Genomic DNA, 16,183 nt, shown 5'->3' with positions numbered 1-16,183 from the left:
GCCTGTAAAGCATCGAGCATCTCCGCAACTCAAGGCTTCCCCTTCTCAGACGCGCTGAGGGCCACCCAATGGGTGGCCCTCGGTCACATGGACGTGTCGATCAATGAATCGACAGTCTAGCGCGCAACATCGCTTATTCTTCGGCCATGCCCTGTACGCGCTCCATCATTTCAGGATCCTGTTGGATAGCCTGACCAATGGCATTGAAGGTATCGACATCCAGACCACTGTCTTCGACGATCTCTACCATCTTGTCATTGGCTTCCATCCGAATTTCCTGTTGTGCGGACTCGTCTTCCGCTTCCTGCAATTGCTCAGTGTAGTCTTGCGACACCACAGCAATTTCCTGGGATGCATCGGCAAACATCTGCAGCTCTTCATCGGAAAAGTCTTGAGCAGAGGCAGCAGCGGCGGGGTCCTGTTGAGTTGCAGAAGGATCCTGTTGGGTCGTGTCTTCTTGCGCCATGGCAGAAGAAGCGCTCATGACACCAGCTGAAAGCAGAGCTGCAGAAAACAGGGCAGTCATCCGTTGCATGAAAAAATACCTCCAAGCGGTCTTGCTGTGTGTGTGCACACATGTGACGACACCCATAGCGATGGGTTCAAACTTTTTGTGTAATTTTAAGAAACTAATAGTAAACATTTGTTACATTCGCATATCGTCGCCACGATGACTGCGGAGCGCCGACTCAAGAAACTACCGTGACGGCCGATAACTCATGATAAGGTCGAACAACGATCTTTTTTAACCTGACGTTTAGCGATTGCCATTACCCGGCAACCCACCATTCCCGACATACAACCCACTCAGGTAAGACCATGGGTCACTGCGCACGAGTCAATGATTCATGCGGCCGTTGCGATACGCCGCTTCCCTTCGATTTCACCATGGCCTTCCAGCCGATCGTGGACGTCCAGACGGCGACCATTATCAGTTATGAGGCCTTGGTCCGCGGGCGGGATGGAGAATCCGCCTACAGTGTGATCTCTCAGGTCACCGACGAGATGTTGTATCGTTTCGACCAGGCGTGCCGAGTCAAAGCGATCGAATTGGCCAGTCAGTTGATGATGCAAGAGCGCTTGTCCATCAACTTTCTCCCCAATGCCGTCTACGAGCCACAAGCCTGCATCCAGGCGACATTGCAAGCGTGCGAGAGAGTCGGATGGCCCACCGAGCGCATCGTCTTCGAGATCACCGAGACGGAACTGGTCGAAGATCGACAGCATATGCGCAATATCGTCGACACCTACCGTGGCATGGGATTCACCACGGCCATCGACGACTTCGGCAATGGGTTCGCCAACCTCGACCTACTCACCGACCTGAGGCCGGATAAGCTCAAGATAGACCGGGCCCTCGTCATGAGTTGCCACGCTGATCGACGTCGCCAAGCTATCTTGCGAGCACTCACGAGCCTCGCCAATGAACTCGATATCCAGTTGATTGCCGAGGGAGTCGAAACCCGTGAGGAAGCCATTTGGTTGGTCAGTCATGGCATTCACCATCAACAAGGCTTTTACTATGCTCGACCGGCTTTGCAATCGTTGTGTCAGACGAGGCTAAGTGAACCGTTGCTCGATATCCGCCGCCAGGCAGACCAACAAGGCCCGGATTGATTGGCACCTCGATCTCGCATGACTTGCCGTTCCCCTTCCGCGTCATCCGGCTCCGGGATCATGACAAGCATGGAATCAAGGACATCGGTCCTCAGTTGGGTTAACGCAGCACATCTTCCTCCTTGAGCAACTTATGGATGGCCGCGGCTGCCTCGTCCGGGGACACATCCTTCATTATCTGGCCACCACCGCCATCGCTCTTGGCCGCCGCTGCCTTGAACCGCTCGCGCGCCGACGTCGCCTTGACGATCTTGAGCCGCTTGGGGCGCTTGCGCGCCGGTTGTACGCGCCATTCGTCCTGCGCCGCGTCGTGAACGGCAGGTTGTTCAACAACCGCCAATGTCCCTCGACGAGCAGGGCCGAACGCGCTCTGACGAGGGGCCATGGCGGTGGCGTTGACCATGACGATGACCGGCAGTCGCACGCTTAAACGCCGTCGCTGCCCCCTGGGAAGCGCCTGCAGCAAGGTCGCCACGCCCTCTTCGACGCCTTCGACTGCGACAATGCCACCGACGAGAGGCCATCCCAATGACTCACTGAGTTGATAGGGCAGCATGCCGGAGCCTTCCCCCTGTTCAGCGCGCTCGCCGGCAATCACCAGTTGAGGGGCCAATGACTCGGAGAGCGTGCGACAAAGCGCAGGAACGACATCGGCCTGGGATGGTTGATCAACCAGTGTCACGCTGTCGGCACCGGAGCCGGCATGTCCTGCCGACATGCCGAGATAGCCGCGCATGGAGACTTCGCAGGCGTCATCGAATGGCCCTGCATGTACCAGCTCGATGCGGGCTGCCGCCATGGACAGTGCCAGTTCGAGGCCACGGGCATCCTGGTCCGCACGGCGGGCACGTCCCGTGACGGGATGACGCCCCACCGACAGCAGCACGGCGACCGTCAGCGGGAGTGTCGTGATCGGTTCATGCGGCATCACGCTGCTCCTCACGCTCTTGTTCGACTCTGGCCACCAGTGCTGACAGAATGTCACCAGCATCACCGATGACCGAGAGATCCGCCCGTTTGATCATGTCGCAATCGGGATCCTTGTTGATGGCCACCACCTTGTCGCAACGCTGGATACCCTGAAGGTGCTGTATGGCTCCGGAAATCCCCACTGCCACATACACACGCGCCGTCACCCAGGTGCCTGTGGCGCCGACCTGACGATCGCGCGCCATGAATCCATCATCCACCACCACGCGCGACGCGCCCTCGGTCGCTCCCAGCACCCGGGCCGCATGATGGAATCCCTCCCAGTCCTTGACACCGTTACCGGCCGAGAGAATGAATTCCGCTTCGGCCAGCGCAATACCGGCAGGATCGACCGGCACCCGTCCCTGATCGTCGATGCGTCCCAGCAGTCGCGGCAGCGGCTGGGAAAGTGCCAGCGGCCTGGCAGCATGGCGTGTTTCATCGACCGGCTCGGCGCACTCTTCCACGGCCAGGACGATCCGCGCCAGCGGACGCTGGATATCCAGACTTCCGGCCCCGCCTCGAGCCGTGCACTGCCAGCCCGTCGAGGTGCCGCTGGTTGGCTCGATTGACCACACCCCTGTTGCGGGACGCTCACCCAGACGCGCCGCCAGGCGCCTGCCGAGATCCGCCCCACCGGTACTGGCGTCGGGAAGCAGCCAGTAGCGTGGCGCCATCTCACGCTCCACGGCTTCCAGTGCCGCCAGACGGGCTTCAGGCGAATAGCCATCGAACGCGCTGTCCTCGAATGCCATCAAACGATCGACACCGGCATCCCCCCATTGCGACTCCTTGTGGGGGCCCATCACAATAGCCAGCACGGCCCCCGGTGAGTTCCCATCGGCATCCGCCAACTGACGTGCCAGGCCCAACAGGTCCCGGTCGTGGGAGGACAGTCGACCACCGGCCATGTCCGGCACGACGGCGACCATGAAGGCCGGTGACTCGATCTCGACATGACGCTTTGTTGCTGCCGCTGCCGTTGTCCGTGTCGCGCGTGTCCCCAGCGTTGCCGATTGCTGGGCACCACTGCGATCGATGCGTTTGATGCCATTGGGGCCGATGAAGCCGACCTGGCGCGGATCACGACGGCGCAAGCCGTTGGGGCCGGTCCACTCCGCGGCCGATGCTCCATCGTGCTCCTGTTCGGTCAACACGACATCATGCTCGGGATGGCAACGATTGCGGGCAATCCGTTCACGGCGAGGATCGCGACGTGGAATCGTCATGACATGACCTCCTTGCGGGTGGACGCTGTCGGGGACGCATCATCGCCATGACCGCCTCGGGACGGGCCGTCAGCGGCCGAGGTGTCCTCGTGCGTCACAGCGTCGGCGGCGAATTCAGCGATATCACGCACCTCCGCGGGAGTATCCACAACGCCCTCCAGCATCGCGGTGCACTGCGGACAACCGACGGCCACCAGCTCCGCACCCGTTTCCCTGACATCCTTCATGCGCATATCGGGTATGCGCTGCTTGCCGGGAATATCGGTGATTGCAGCGCCACCACCGCCGCCGCAGCAACGCGACCGATAGCCGGAGCGGCCCATTTCCGCCACCTCGATTCCCAGCGCCTTGAGCACGTTGCGCGGCGCCTCGTACTCGCCGTTGTAACGCCCCAGGTAACAGGGGTCGTGATAGGTAACCGTTCCTCCCTTCCAGGGGGTGAAATGCAAGCGGCCGGCCTCGTGGAGTTCAGCAATATAGGTACTGTGATGGAAGACCTCATAATGGCCGCCCAACTCGCCATACTCATTGCGGAGTACATGGAAGCTGTGTGGATCGCAGGTGACGATACGCTGGAATCGATAATGGGCGAGCGTGGCGATATTGCGCCTGGCCAGGGACTGAAACGTTGCCTCATCGCCCAGTCGTCTGGCGACATCGCCACTGTCGCGCTCCTCGTCCCCGAGTACGGCAAAATCCACCCCGGCGGCACGCAGTACCTTGACGAGGGCACGCAACGTACGCTGATTGCGCATGTCGAAAACCCCGTCACCGAGCCACAGCAATACCTCCGCCTGTTCGACATCGCGCATGAGCGGCAAATCAAGATCGGCCGCCCAGTGCATGCGCGAACCAGGATCGAAGCCGCCAGGGTTGTCGGTAGCGATCAGATTGTCGAGGACTTCCGCTCCCTTGTTGGGGGTATCGCCCCGCTCGAGTGTCAGGAACCGACGCATGTCGACGATTGCATCCACGTGTTCGATCATCATCGGGCACTCTTCGACACAGGCGCGGCAAGTCGTGCACGACCACAGTGTCTCGGCATTGAGCAGTGCCCTGCCCTCACGGGCAACAATCGGCCCCTGCGGGTCGCCATGATGCTCGCCGACCGGTTTGTCCGGATAGGGGCTGCCGGCATAGTGGGCATCGCTGCCACCAGCCATGCCTACCACCATGTCCTGGATCAGCTTCTTGGGATTGAGCGGCTGCCCGGCGGCAAACGCAGGACACACCGCCTCGCAACGGCCGCACTGGACACAGGCGTCGAAGCCAAGCAGTTGGTTCCAGGTAAAGTCACTGGGCGTCTCGACACCCAGCGGCGCCTGGTCATCATCCAGGTTCAGGGCCTTGAGGCCGGTCGAACGGCCTTCACCACCATGGCGTGAAGAGAAACGCTCGGGACGACGATGAAACGCCAGATGCAACGCGCCGGCAAAAGCATGTTTCATAGGGCCTCCCCAGGTCATGCCCAGGAACATCTCGCCCAGTCCCCAGGCCACCACGGTAGCCAGGAGCAGCGCCAGCACCCAACTGCCGATATCCTCGGGCAGCACGCCGACCGTCGGCAGGGTGATCAGGAAAACGCCCAGGGAGAACGCCATCAGGCTCCATGGCAGACGCATCCAGGGGCCACGCGACAATCGAGCTGGCGGGCGACGGCGTCGCCGCATGACGAACAGGCTGCCACCGAACATCACAGCACTGGCGGCAAGCAACGGCCAACCGAGTATACCTTCCGCCAGGTTCAGGCCATGCACCAGGATCATCAGGACCGCTGCCAGCACGAAGCCGCCGGCAGTGGCAACGTGCGTATTGGACATCACCTTGTCGCGAGCGACGACATGGTGAAGATCCACCAGATAACGTCGCGGTACGGCAGCCAGGCCCCGGAAAAACGGTACGGGCGACGGACATCCTTGACGCCAAAGCCGGATACGCCGCCAGGCACCGATAGCGGCCAGCGCCAAAGCAACGAAGATCAGTATGGGCAAGAGGGTGTCGAGCATCTCGGCTCTCCTCGCGTCAGAAATCCTTGCAAATCCTTAGCGCGTCATAGATGGCGGCATGAGTATTCCGCGGAGCCGTGCAATCTCCTAACCGGAACAGCAGAAAACCCTCGCCCTCCTCACTCAACCAGGGCTGCGGCTTGATGGCATACAGCGCCTCCAGATCGAGCTGACCGCGGTTACGTGATTGCGACTTCAATGAGTAGTAGAGCGCTTCATCCGGCCGGACGCCGTTTTCGACCACGATCTGATCCACCACGCGCTCCTCCTGGGCGCCGGTGTATTCATTTTCTAGCACCGCCACCAGCGACTCGCCCTCGCGATAGACCTTGTGCATGGACAGGTCGGAGGTCATGATCACGTCTTTCTCATAGAGGCTGCGGTAATAGGTCGGGAAGGTGGTCCCCCCGACGGCCGCGCCCGGCTTGATATCATCGGTGACGATCTCGACCTGCGCCCCTTTCTCGGCCAGATAATCCGCCGCGGACACACCGGCGAACTCGCAGATCGCATCGAAGATCAGGACGTTATTGCCTGGCGCAACCGTTCCGGAGAGGATGTCCCAGGTACTGACGACCAGCCCCTCATCGGCTCCCCATTCGGGATTGTGCGACAGAAAGGGGGTCCCTCCCGTGGCCAGCACGACGATGTCCGGACGCAGATCGTGGATGGTGGCTTCATCGGCGTGAGTCCCCAGGCGCAAGTCGATGCCCAGTCGAGACAATTCGAGTTGATACCAGCGCGTGATGCCCGCGATCTGATCACGCTGCGGCGCCTTGGCCGCCAGTGTGATTTGGCCACCGAGTTGTTCCTGGGCTTCGATCAACGTGACCGTATGCCCTCGCTCTGCAGCGACACGCGCGGCTTCCATGCCGCCGGGCCCGCCACCAACGACCACGACACGACGCTGCGGACCGTCACTCGCCTCGATCTGATGCGGGAGTCCCAGATACTCACGCGAGGTAGCGGCGTTCTGGATACACAGGACATCCAGCCCCTGATACTGACGGTCGATACAGTAGTTGGCCCCGACGCACTGCTTGATCCGGTCGACCTGGCCCATCTTGATCTTGGCAATCAGGTGCGGGTCGGCGATATGCGCCCGCGTCATGCCCACCAGGTCGACGTAGCCGCCCTCGAGAATGCGCTCCGCCTGATTCGGGTCCTTGATGTTCTGGGCATGGATGACCGGAGCATTGACCACTTCCTTGATGCCCGCTGCCAGATGGAGGAAGGGTTCCGGTGGATAGGACATGTTGGGAATGACATTGGCCAGCGTATCGTGGGTATCGCACCCGGACCCCACCACACCGAAGAAATCGACCTGACCGGTGGCATCGTAATAGGCCGCGATCTGTTTCATGTCCTCGTGGTTCAGGCCATCCGGATGGAATTCGTCACCGCAGATACGCATGCCCACGACGAAATCATCACCGACCTCGGCACGTACCGCCTTGAGGACTTCCATGCCGAAGCGCATACGCCCCTCGAAAGAGCCACCCCACTCATCGGTACGTTTATTGACCCGAGGGCTCCAGAACTGGTCGATCAGGTGCTGATGCACGCATGAGAGCTCGACTCCATCGAGACCGCCTTCCTTGGCCCGACGCGCCGCCTGGGCGAAATCGCCGACGATACGCCAGATATCCTCCTCCTCGATCGTCTTGCAGGTCGAGCGGTGGACAGGTTCGCGGATACCGGACGGCGACAGCAGTGCCGGCCAGTCGAATCCATCCCAGCGTGAGCGGCGCCCCATGTGGGTGATCTGGATCATGATCTTGCCACCGTGACGATGCACCGCCTCGGAGAGATTCCGAAAATGGGGAATGATCCGATCCGTGGTCAGGTTCACGGAACTCCACCAGGGTTGGGGGCTGTCGATCGACACCGGTGAGGAGCCCCCACAGATGCATAGCCCACAGCCTCCTTTGGCCTTCTCCTCGTAGTATTTGACATAACGCTCAGTGGTCATGCCGCCATCAGTGGCATGTACCTCGGCGTGAGCCGTGCTCACGACCCGATTACGGATAGTGAGATTGCCGATCTCGATCGGTTGGAAAAGTGCATCGAATGCCATGGTGGTCGGTCCTCAGCCCTGCTGCTCGGATGAACGCGGCGTCACGGTGAAATAGCCCACTTCACAGCCTTCTTCGGCGGCGCTCTGGGTCTGCTCGGCCACGGTACGCAGATCACTCCCACGAGCGGCGAGAATCTGATCCATCGCCCCGGCAAACCAGCCTGTGAACATGTAATCGACCTTGCGCCCCACCTTGCCCAGTTGATAGACGAACGCACTGTGTTCCAGACGAACCCGCGCGCTCCCGGCCGCGATGTCGATCGAGTCGGTCGTGAACGTCCCCCAGCCACGCTGAGACAGACGTTTCATGTAGTGCTCGAAGACGGCCTTGCCTTCCAACCCATGCAATTCGGCCTCTTTCTCGCACCAGTGCCAGGCACTCTTGTAGCCGGCGCGATAGAGAATGTCGGCATACGCCTCGACCCCCAGCGCTTCCTCCACGGCGACATGGTTATTGACGAAGAAATGCCGCGGCACATACAGCATCGGCAACGCATCGGTGGTCCACACGCCGGTCTCGCTGTCCACCTCGATCGGCAATTCGGGAGCCATCTTTGTCACGGTCGTATTCCTCTATCATTGTTGCTCTCGTCAGCGGAACGTCCGCTGGCAGCCTTCTCGAAATATGGCTCAGGCACCCCAGACGTCTTGCAAAACACGCATCCAGTTTTCTCCCATGATCTTGCAAACCTGCCGTTCGCTCAGTCCGCGCTTGAGAAGCGCCTCGGTCAGGTTGGGAAATTCGCCGATGGTACGAATGCCGTCGGGATTGATGATCGTGCCGAAATTGGTCAGACGACGGGCATAGCCCTTGTCGTGTGTCAGCCACTCGAAGAACGCCTGATCCTGCCCCTGGGTGAAATCGGTGCCGACACCGATGGCGTCTTCGCCGACGATGTTCATGATGTACTCGATCGCTTCGACATAGTCATCGACCGTGGCGTCGACACCCGCACGCAGGAAAGGAGTGAACATGGTCACGCCGACGAACCCACCGTGCTCGGCGATAAAGCGCAGCTCATCGTCACTCTTGTTGCGTGGATGCTCTTTTAGTCCGGCCGGCAGGCAGTGGGAATAGCAGACGGGCTTGCGCGATTCGAGGATCACTTCTTCGGAGGTCCTGGCGCCGACATGCGAGAGGTCGCACATGATGCCGACGCGGTTCATCTCGGCGACGATCTCGCGTCCGAAACCAGAGAGGCCGCCATCACGTTCATAACAGCCGGTGCCCACCAGGTTCTGGGTGTTGTAGCACATCTGCACGATACCCACGCCGAGACGCTTGAATATCTCGACGTACCCGATCTGGTCTTCGAAGGCATGGGCATTCTGAAAGCCGTAGATAATGCCGGTCTTGCCCTCTTCCTTGGCACGCGTGATGTCGGCGGTCGTATGGACGGGGCGCACCAGGTCGCTGCACTCGGTCATCAGTGCATTGGTGGCAACGATGTTATCGACTGTGGCCTGAAAACCTTCCCATACCGAGACGGTGCAATTGGCGGCGGTCAAACCACCGCGACGCATATCCTCGAGCAGTTCTCGGTTCCACTTGGCGATGATCAGGCCATCGATGACGATGGCATCGTCGTGCAATTCGGCAGGGGTCATGAGTCGGGCTCCAACAAGCTGACATAAACTGTCTTTCTTGTCGGCAGCATAGCCCGCCACCTGCTCACTTCGACGCCTGGATGCGACCGTCAAAATTCCAAAAGCGTCACCCTCGTCACTAATACGATGAGGGACGCCATGGATGACTGGCGATGCCTCTGGAAATGCCGTTATCCGTGGTCGGAGAAGGGCGCCACGAGCCGGCGGCGGCCGTTGAGAAAACTGTCGGCGACATGACGCAACGGGGTGACATCGACGTCGCTCCGGCCAGTGCGAATCAATTCAGCGAAGCGCTCATAAAGCCCCGGATATTCACGCTCTTCTCCCTCATACTTGAGGTCGCCATCGATCGATAGCTGGCTGCCACCTTGTGCCAGCGTCATACGACCGCCCGACGTATCGGCATGTATATCCCAGGTCTGAGGCCCGGTTTGCAGGAAATCGAAATCGGCCTGGATCGGCGTCCCACTTGCATCTCCAAAGCTCAGGCTGGCTGCAATCGGCGTTTGGCAGTTTTCGGGAATCGACAGAGACGCTTCCCGCAAGAAAAAGGGACGAGGAAGGATTGCTGTAGCGATCGATAATGCATTGATGCCAGGATCGAACACCCCCATGCCACCAGGTTCCCAGAGCCAGGTCTGCCCTGGATGCCAGTAGCGAACATCTTCTTTCCATTCGATCTCGACACGCTCGACACGATGCTCGGCTAACCAGGACGCTGCCCGTCCAACAGCCGGCGCATAGCGTGAATGCCAACTGGCAAAGAGGGACCGTTGCGCTCGAATGGCACGGGTCTTGATATCTTCGACTTCACTGAGGGTGGCACCTGGCGGTTTTTCCAACATCACATGCTTGCCTGCTGCCAGCGCCTGACATGCCTGGTAATGGCGCATCTGAGGAGGCGTGCACAACGCGATCGCGTCGAGTTCGGGCAGATTATCGAGCAGGGCCTCCAGCGAGGGAAAGTTAGGGATACCGCTCAAGGCTGAATGGGGATCGGCGATAGCCACCAACCGGTAGTTGGGATCTGCCTGAATGGCGGGTAAGTGTTGATCCTGCGCGATCTTGCCAAAGCCTACGAGTGCAATATTGATGGGTTGCATAAACAAGGACCTGATTCATCGAAAAAATCAGCTTAGCGTCCCGATCGATTATCGCCAAGCCGTCATGCCATGGCTCACGTTTACAATCGATCGAGATAACCACGACCCAGGTTGCGCATCTGCTGGCGAATCCACAGACTGCGACGCTCTACATGAGGAACGGCCTGCACGGCATCCCAGCCACGCGGATTCGGCAGAATGGCAGCCAGCCGGCTGGCCTGGACTTCGCTCAGTGCCTCTGCCGGGACATTGAAATAGTGCTGGGCGGCGGCTTCGAGGCCAAACACTCCCTGATCCCACTCAGCAATGTTGAGATAGACCTCCAGGATACGTTGTTTGGGCCATATGACTTCAATCAACAACGCGAACCAGGCCTCAAGCCCTTTGCGCAACCAGCTTCGCCCCGACCATAGGAACAGATTCTTTGCCGTCTGTTGGGAAATGGTACTGGCACCGCGTAACCGGCCGCCGTTCCGGCTGGCTTCCCAGGCCTTGCGAATCTGCTCGAAATCGAAACCATTATGCGCCGAGAAGCGCTGGTCTTCAGCCGCGATGACGGCCAACTTCGCATGGTCGGACAGTCGTGGCCAGGGTCGCCACTGCTGCTCGATCGCCAGCGTCTCGCCGGCCATCCAGGCTTGAACTTTGCGTTCAGCCATGACCATTGAGCCGAATACCGGCACGACTCGGAACAGCAACACCAGTACCAGTGACAGGACGACGAAACCGACTGCTGCCATGAGCAAGATGCGTGTTCCCTTACGTAGCCACCCCTGAATCATGAATGTTCTGTCCTGCGTTTCCCGGCGACCCAAGCTTGACCCCGCCCTAGTATAACAATGCCGCGCTCAGTTACCTGAGCGCGGCATCAACGCTGAGTGACTCAGCTAGTCATCCCATCGGGCTAACCGCTCTCTACAAAGGGACGCTCGCGTAAGTCGGCTCTCCCTGGGCCTGGTTCAGCGCCAGCAAGGCTCGCGACATTGGTTCTGCCGACGCCTCGATCTGGCTCGACGGCGGCGTCAGCAGCGATCGTTGGTTCGTCGTACGTCCCGAACCGATTCCCAAACGCTCATCACGGGGAGGAATACCGAAATACTCCCGATAGCATTTGGAGAAGTGCGGTGTCGAAACGAAACCACACGCCGAAGCCACCTCGATGATCGACATCGGCGTCTGCTTCAGCAACTGGCGCGCCCGAGTCAGACGCAACTTGAGGTAATAGCGTGACGGTGAGCAATGCAAGTATTTTTGAAACAGACGCTCGAGCTGACGCCGCGATACATCGACATAATGCGCCAGCTCGTGCAGGCCGATCGGCTCTTCCAGATTGGCCTCCATCAACGCCACGATCTCCAGAAGCTTGGGTTGGGTGGTTCCCAGTACGTGTTTCAAGGGCACCCGCTGCTGGTCCTGTTCACTACGTACCCGGTCGTAGATGAACATTTCGGAAATGCCTGCCGCCAACTCACGACCATGGTCATGACCAATCAGGTTGAGCATCATGTCGAGCGGCGCCGTACCGCCCGATGCCGTCGCCCGATCGCGGTCGATGGAGAATAGTCGTGTCGTCAGAGCCACACCTGGGAAAGCTTCCTGCATGGCAGCCAGACACTCCCAATGGATACTGGTCTCGAATCCATCCAGTAACCCCGCCTTGGCCAGCGCCCAACTCCCCGTGCATACCGAACCAAGGCGTCGCAACTGCTTGGCTTGTGACTGCAACCAGGCGATATGCTCGCGCTGGACACTACGATGAGGACCGACACCGCCACACACGATCACCATATCCAGTTTCAAGGGTGTCGTGGTCGATGCATCCGGCGTCACCTGCAAACCATCGCTGGCTCCAACCGACGCGCCTTCGAGGCTTATGGTGTACCAACGATACAGCTCTCGCCCAGCGAGCTGGTTGGCCATTCGCAAGGGTTCGATGGCAGATGCCAGGGAAATCAGGGTGAAATTATCCAGCAACAGGAATCCCAGCGTCTGAGGCGCAGTGGAATCCTGGGGCCGTTGAGAGACATTTGCCATGGTACACTCTCCTGCACGGTTGACCTGCGTCGGTCAACGGCACGCATGCCGCAACCCCACTCTTGTCATTATGGTTCAGCAAACCCAGTTGTGTACGACAGCGTTGACAACGGCCTACGCCGTAACCCGACAGGGCTTGCTGGCAATGTAATGCGTGTGTCGTGTTTTGACATGACAAATTTGCCTATCGATAAGCCAGAATGCATTGGATTCCGACAATGATGTCGCAATTAGACATGCCACAGTCGCCATATCGCCAAATGGCATATATGCGTTGATGAACGGCCTGGCATGAAAAAAGCGCCGAGAAAACCCGGCGCTTCATCGTTGCTCTCTGCGTTTGCCGATGTGACCCCGGTCACTTGTGCAATCGCTCGGCATGGTAGCGCAAGTGATCCTCGATAAAGGTCGCAATGAAGAAATAGCTATGGTCATAGCCCGGCTGGCGACGCAGAGTCAGAGGATGATCGTGCTCGGCACAGACGGTTTCCAGACGCTCGGGCCGCAGCTGTTCCTCGAGGAAGTTATCCGCTTCGCCCTGATCGATGAAGAGCGCCTGTCGTGACGCCCCCTTGGCGACCAGTTCACAGGCGTCATATTGGGTCCAGGCAGACGGGTCCTCACCCAGATACTGACTGAACGCCTTTTTCCCCCAAGGTACGACTGTCGGGTTGACGACCGGTGCGAAGGCCGATACCGCCGCATAGTGGCCCGGCCGTCTAAGCGCCATGATCAAGGCGCCGTGGCCCCCCATCGAATGGCCGCTGATCGACTCCCGGCCATTGACTGGAAAGTGCTGACGTACCACGGAGGGCAACTCCTCGGCGACATAGTCGTACATGCGATAGTGTGCCGACCAGGGAGCCTGAGTGGCATTGACGTAGAACCCGGCTCCGGAACCGAAATCGTAACTATCGTGCTCTCCCGGAAGATCCAGTCCTCGGGGGCTGGTGTCAGGACAGACGATTGCGACACCCAACTCCGCAGCAACGCGATGCGCGCCCGCTTTCTGCATGAAGTTTTCGTCAGTACACGTGAGTCCCGATAGCCACCACATCAGCGGAACTTTCTCGCTTTCCGCCTGGGGTGGCAGGTAGATCGAGAATACCATCTCGCAATCCAGCGCCCGAGAACGATGCTTGTAACGCTTCAACCAGCCGCCGAAACTCTTGTTGGCAGACACTAGTTCCAGCGATTCCGACATGGTCATGATCACCCCTTCCCTTGATTAATAATGCAACACCGTTCGGATACTCTTGCCGGCGTGGAGCAACTCGAAAGCCTCGTTGATCTGCTCGAACGGCATATCGTGAGTGATGAATTCGTCAATCTTGATTTCACCGTTCATGTATCGCTCCACGTATCCCGGTAGCTCACTACGCCCCTTGACGCCACCGAACGCGGAGCCTTTCCAGACCCGGCCAGTCACCAGTTGAAACGGCCGCGTGGAAATTTCTTCGCCGGCTCCTGCCACGCCGATGATGATGGACTCTCCCCATCCCTTGTGGCAGCACTCCAACGCTGACCGCATGACATTGACGTTGCCGATACACTCGAAGGAGTAATCGACCCCCCCGTCGGTCAAATCGACGATCACCTGTTGGATCGAATCGCTGTACTCCTTGGGGTTGACGAAGTCTGTCGCCCCGAACTGGCCTGCGAGATCGAACTTGTCGGGATTGACATCGATCGCGATGATCCGCTCCGCACCGGCCATCTTGGCGCCCTGAATCACTGCCAGGCCAATGGCTCCCAGCCCGAAGACCGCCACAGTCGCTCCCGACTCCACCTTGGCAGTGTTGAGAACGGCACCGATGCCTGTCGTAACACCACATCCCAGCAGACAGATCTTGTCCATCGGCGCTTCTTTCGAAACCTTTGCCAGAGACACCTCGGGCAGCACGGTGTATTCGCTGAACGTGGAACACCCCATGTAGTGATGTAGCGGTTTGCCATCGAGCGAGAAGCGTGACGTCCCATCCGGCATCACGCCTTTGCCCTGTGTGGCACGTACGGAGCTACACAGATTGGTCTTGCCCGAACGGCAGAACTTGCACTGACCGCACTCCGCCGTATACAACGGAATGACATGGTCACCAGGCGATAGGGAACTGACTCCCTCGCCCACTTCTTGCACGACACCGGCCCCCTCGTGGCCCAGTACCGACGGGAACAGCCCTTCAGGATCGGCCCCCGAGAGGGTGAATGCGTCGGTATGGCAGACACTGGTTGCGGCCATGCGTACCATGACTTCGCCGGCTTTCGGGCCCTGAACGTCGATCTCGGCCAGTTCCAGCGGCTTGCCGGCTTCCCAGGCAATCGCAGCACGTGATTTCATCGTGGATGCACCCTCTTCTTGATATGCGGATTCGATGGAAGGCCAGCAGAGTAGAACGACGGACGCCTCCCATGCCGGTCACCCTGTTTCAGTCTAGGTGAGCCAGAACCATGGGAGAAACCGTCAATCAGTCATATAATCGTTGCCATACAACAACAATGCATTCATGCCTTCACCGGAGATCGAGACATGCGCCGCTGGGATCGTAGCGAAGCTTTCGTCGAAGTCGTGCGGCTGGGAACATTTTCCGCGGCAGCTCGACAGCTCAGGGTATCCACTTCACACGTCAGTCGTCTGGTCGGGCAACTCGAAAATCAGCTCGGCACCCAGTTGCTTTATCGCACGACACGCCAGATCCGTCTGACCGATGCTGGCGCTCTGTACTATCAGTACTGCCGCCATCTCCTGGACGGTCTCCACGAGGCCGAAGAAGCCATCAGCGATTTCCAGGCACGACCACGCGGTGTACTGCGCCTGACCTCAGCAACGACCTTCGGAGAGCGCTATATCGCTCCCCTGGTCAATGATTTTCTCTGTCAGCATCCCCAACTTGAAACTCACATGCACTTTACCAACCGTCAGGTGGAATTGATCGACGAAGGATACGATCTCGCGATTCGCATGGGGGTCTTGAAGGATTCGACGCTGATTGCTCGGCGGCTATGCGGTCGGCACGAGTACGTCGTCGGCTCGAAGGCATACTTCGAACAGGTCTCACGCCCTCACAGTCTGGCCGAATTGAGTCATCACCGCTGCCTGGTCGGTACCCGGGACAGCTGGCTGTTCGATGTCGAGGGCGTGCGGCGCGAGATCCGTATCGACGGACGTTGGCAAGCGAACTCCGGTCCAGCGCTCCTGGATGCGGCACTCAAGGGTCTCGGGCTGGCCCAGTTGCCCGACTATTACGTCGAGGAACACATCCGTAACGGCAATCTCATTTCCGTACTGGACGACTACGTCTACAAGGACACCGCCGTATGGGCCGTCTATCCACGACATCGCCATCTCTCACCCAAGGTCAGACTGTTCGTCGACTTCCTGGTCGAACACCTGGCCGATAGCCTGCCATCGCAACGTCGACAGCCCGTATGACATCGGCGGCAACTGCCCGAGAGGCGTTCAGACCGGTAGACGTCGATGGCGTAGCGCGCCAAGGTTCATTGGTACGATGTCCGTGCTTGCCCATGCGGCTTCGGATCCCG

At 59.3% G+C, this 16,183-nt stretch carries 14 protein-coding genes; 2 read left to right on the top strand and 12 right to left on the bottom strand.

The window, feature by feature from the left end; genetic code table 11:
• Positions 1–133: 133 nt before the first annotated feature.
• Complete coding sequence (locus FVV99_RS08340) at positions 134–535, bottom strand: DUF4168 domain-containing protein (protein ID WP_148253574.1); 402 nt, start codon at positions 533–535, stop codon at positions 134–136.
• A gap of 284 nt (positions 536–819) precedes the next feature.
• Here FVV99_RS08340 and FVV99_RS08335 point away from each other — a divergent pair, with 284 nt between their 5' ends.
• Positions 820–1,617, top strand: coding sequence for an EAL domain-containing protein (locus tag FVV99_RS08335; protein WP_148253573.1), 798 nt, complete (start codon positions 820–822; stop codon positions 1,615–1,617).
• Between the two features lie 100 nt (positions 1,618–1,717).
• On the opposite strand, the gene etfB is transcribed toward FVV99_RS08335, so the two are convergent.
• The 11 genes from etfB to FVV99_RS08280 form a co-directional block, all read right to left on the bottom strand.
• A complete protein-coding gene (gene etfB, locus FVV99_RS08330) occupies positions 1,718–2,545 on the bottom strand; it encodes an electron transfer flavoprotein subunit beta (protein ID WP_148253572.1) in 828 nt (275 codons plus the stop codon).
• Positions 2,535–3,815: an electron transfer flavoprotein subunit alpha gene (etfA, locus tag FVV99_RS08325; protein WP_148253571.1), complete on the bottom strand. Its 1,281-nt coding sequence runs from the start codon at positions 3,813–3,815 to the stop codon at positions 2,535–2,537. The genes etfB and etfA overlap by 11 nt, the downstream gene beginning before the upstream one ends.
• The gene (locus tag FVV99_RS08320) at positions 3,812–5,821 is read right to left on the bottom strand and encodes a (Fe-S)-binding protein (protein ID WP_148253570.1); all 2,010 of its coding nucleotides are present in this window, start codon (positions 5,819–5,821) and stop codon (positions 3,812–3,814) included. Before FVV99_RS08320 ends, etfA begins: the two co-directional genes overlap by 4 nt.
• 16 nt (positions 5,822–5,837) lie before the next feature.
• Positions 5,838–7,898: a dimethylglycine demethylation protein DgcA gene (gene dgcA / locus FVV99_RS08315; protein ID WP_148253569.1), complete on the bottom strand. Its 2,061-nt coding sequence runs from the start codon at positions 7,896–7,898 to the stop codon at positions 5,838–5,840.
• Between the two features lie 12 nt (positions 7,899–7,910).
• Positions 7,911–8,459: a 4-vinyl reductase gene (locus FVV99_RS08310; RefSeq protein WP_148253568.1), complete on the bottom strand. Its 549-nt coding sequence runs from the start codon at positions 8,457–8,459 to the stop codon at positions 7,911–7,913.
• 69 nt (positions 8,460–8,528) lie between these two features.
• Positions 8,529–9,506: a dipeptidase gene (locus FVV99_RS08305; RefSeq protein WP_148253567.1), complete on the bottom strand. Its 978-nt coding sequence runs from the start codon at positions 9,504–9,506 to the stop codon at positions 8,529–8,531.
• A gap of 170 nt (positions 9,507–9,676) precedes the next feature.
• Positions 9,677–10,609 (bottom strand): Gfo/Idh/MocA family protein, encoded by a 933-nt coding sequence (locus FVV99_RS08300; protein WP_148253566.1) that lies wholly within the window; start codon positions 10,607–10,609, stop codon positions 9,677–9,679.
• An 80-nt stretch (positions 10,610–10,689) separates the two neighbouring features.
• Positions 10,690–11,391 (bottom strand): monofunctional biosynthetic peptidoglycan transglycosylase, encoded by a 702-nt coding sequence (gene mtgA / locus FVV99_RS08295; RefSeq protein WP_148253565.1) that lies wholly within the window; start codon positions 11,389–11,391, stop codon positions 10,690–10,692.
• 133 nt (positions 11,392–11,524) lie between these two features.
• A complete protein-coding gene (gene gbdR, locus FVV99_RS08290) occupies positions 11,525–12,643 on the bottom strand; it encodes a choline metabolism transcriptional regulator GbdR (protein ID WP_148253564.1) in 1,119 nt (372 codons plus the stop codon).
• A 358-nt stretch (positions 12,644–13,001) separates the two neighbouring features.
• Positions 13,002–13,853, bottom strand: coding sequence for an S-formylglutathione hydrolase (gene fghA, locus FVV99_RS08285; protein ID WP_148253563.1), 852 nt, complete (start codon positions 13,851–13,853; stop codon positions 13,002–13,004).
• 18 nt (positions 13,854–13,871) lie between these two features.
• A complete protein-coding gene (locus FVV99_RS08280) occupies positions 13,872–14,981 on the bottom strand; it encodes an S-(hydroxymethyl)glutathione dehydrogenase/class III alcohol dehydrogenase (RefSeq protein ID WP_148253562.1) in 1,110 nt (369 codons plus the stop codon).
• Positions 14,982–15,170: 189 nt separating this feature from the next.
• Between FVV99_RS08280 and FVV99_RS08275 the strand changes: the two genes are divergently transcribed.
• Entirely contained in the window at positions 15,171–16,073 is a 903-nt protein-coding gene (locus tag FVV99_RS08275; RefSeq protein ID WP_148253561.1) for a LysR family transcriptional regulator, read from the top strand.
• Positions 16,074–16,183: the final 110 nt, after the last annotated feature.

This window comes from Aidingimonas lacisalsi (assembly GCF_008079445.1).
Taxonomy (GTDB): Bacteria; Pseudomonadota; Gammaproteobacteria; order Pseudomonadales; family Halomonadaceae; genus Aidingimonas; species Aidingimonas lacisalsi.
Note: the sequence above shows the minus strand (reverse complement) of the source record. Positions and strands in the feature narration are given on the sequence as shown.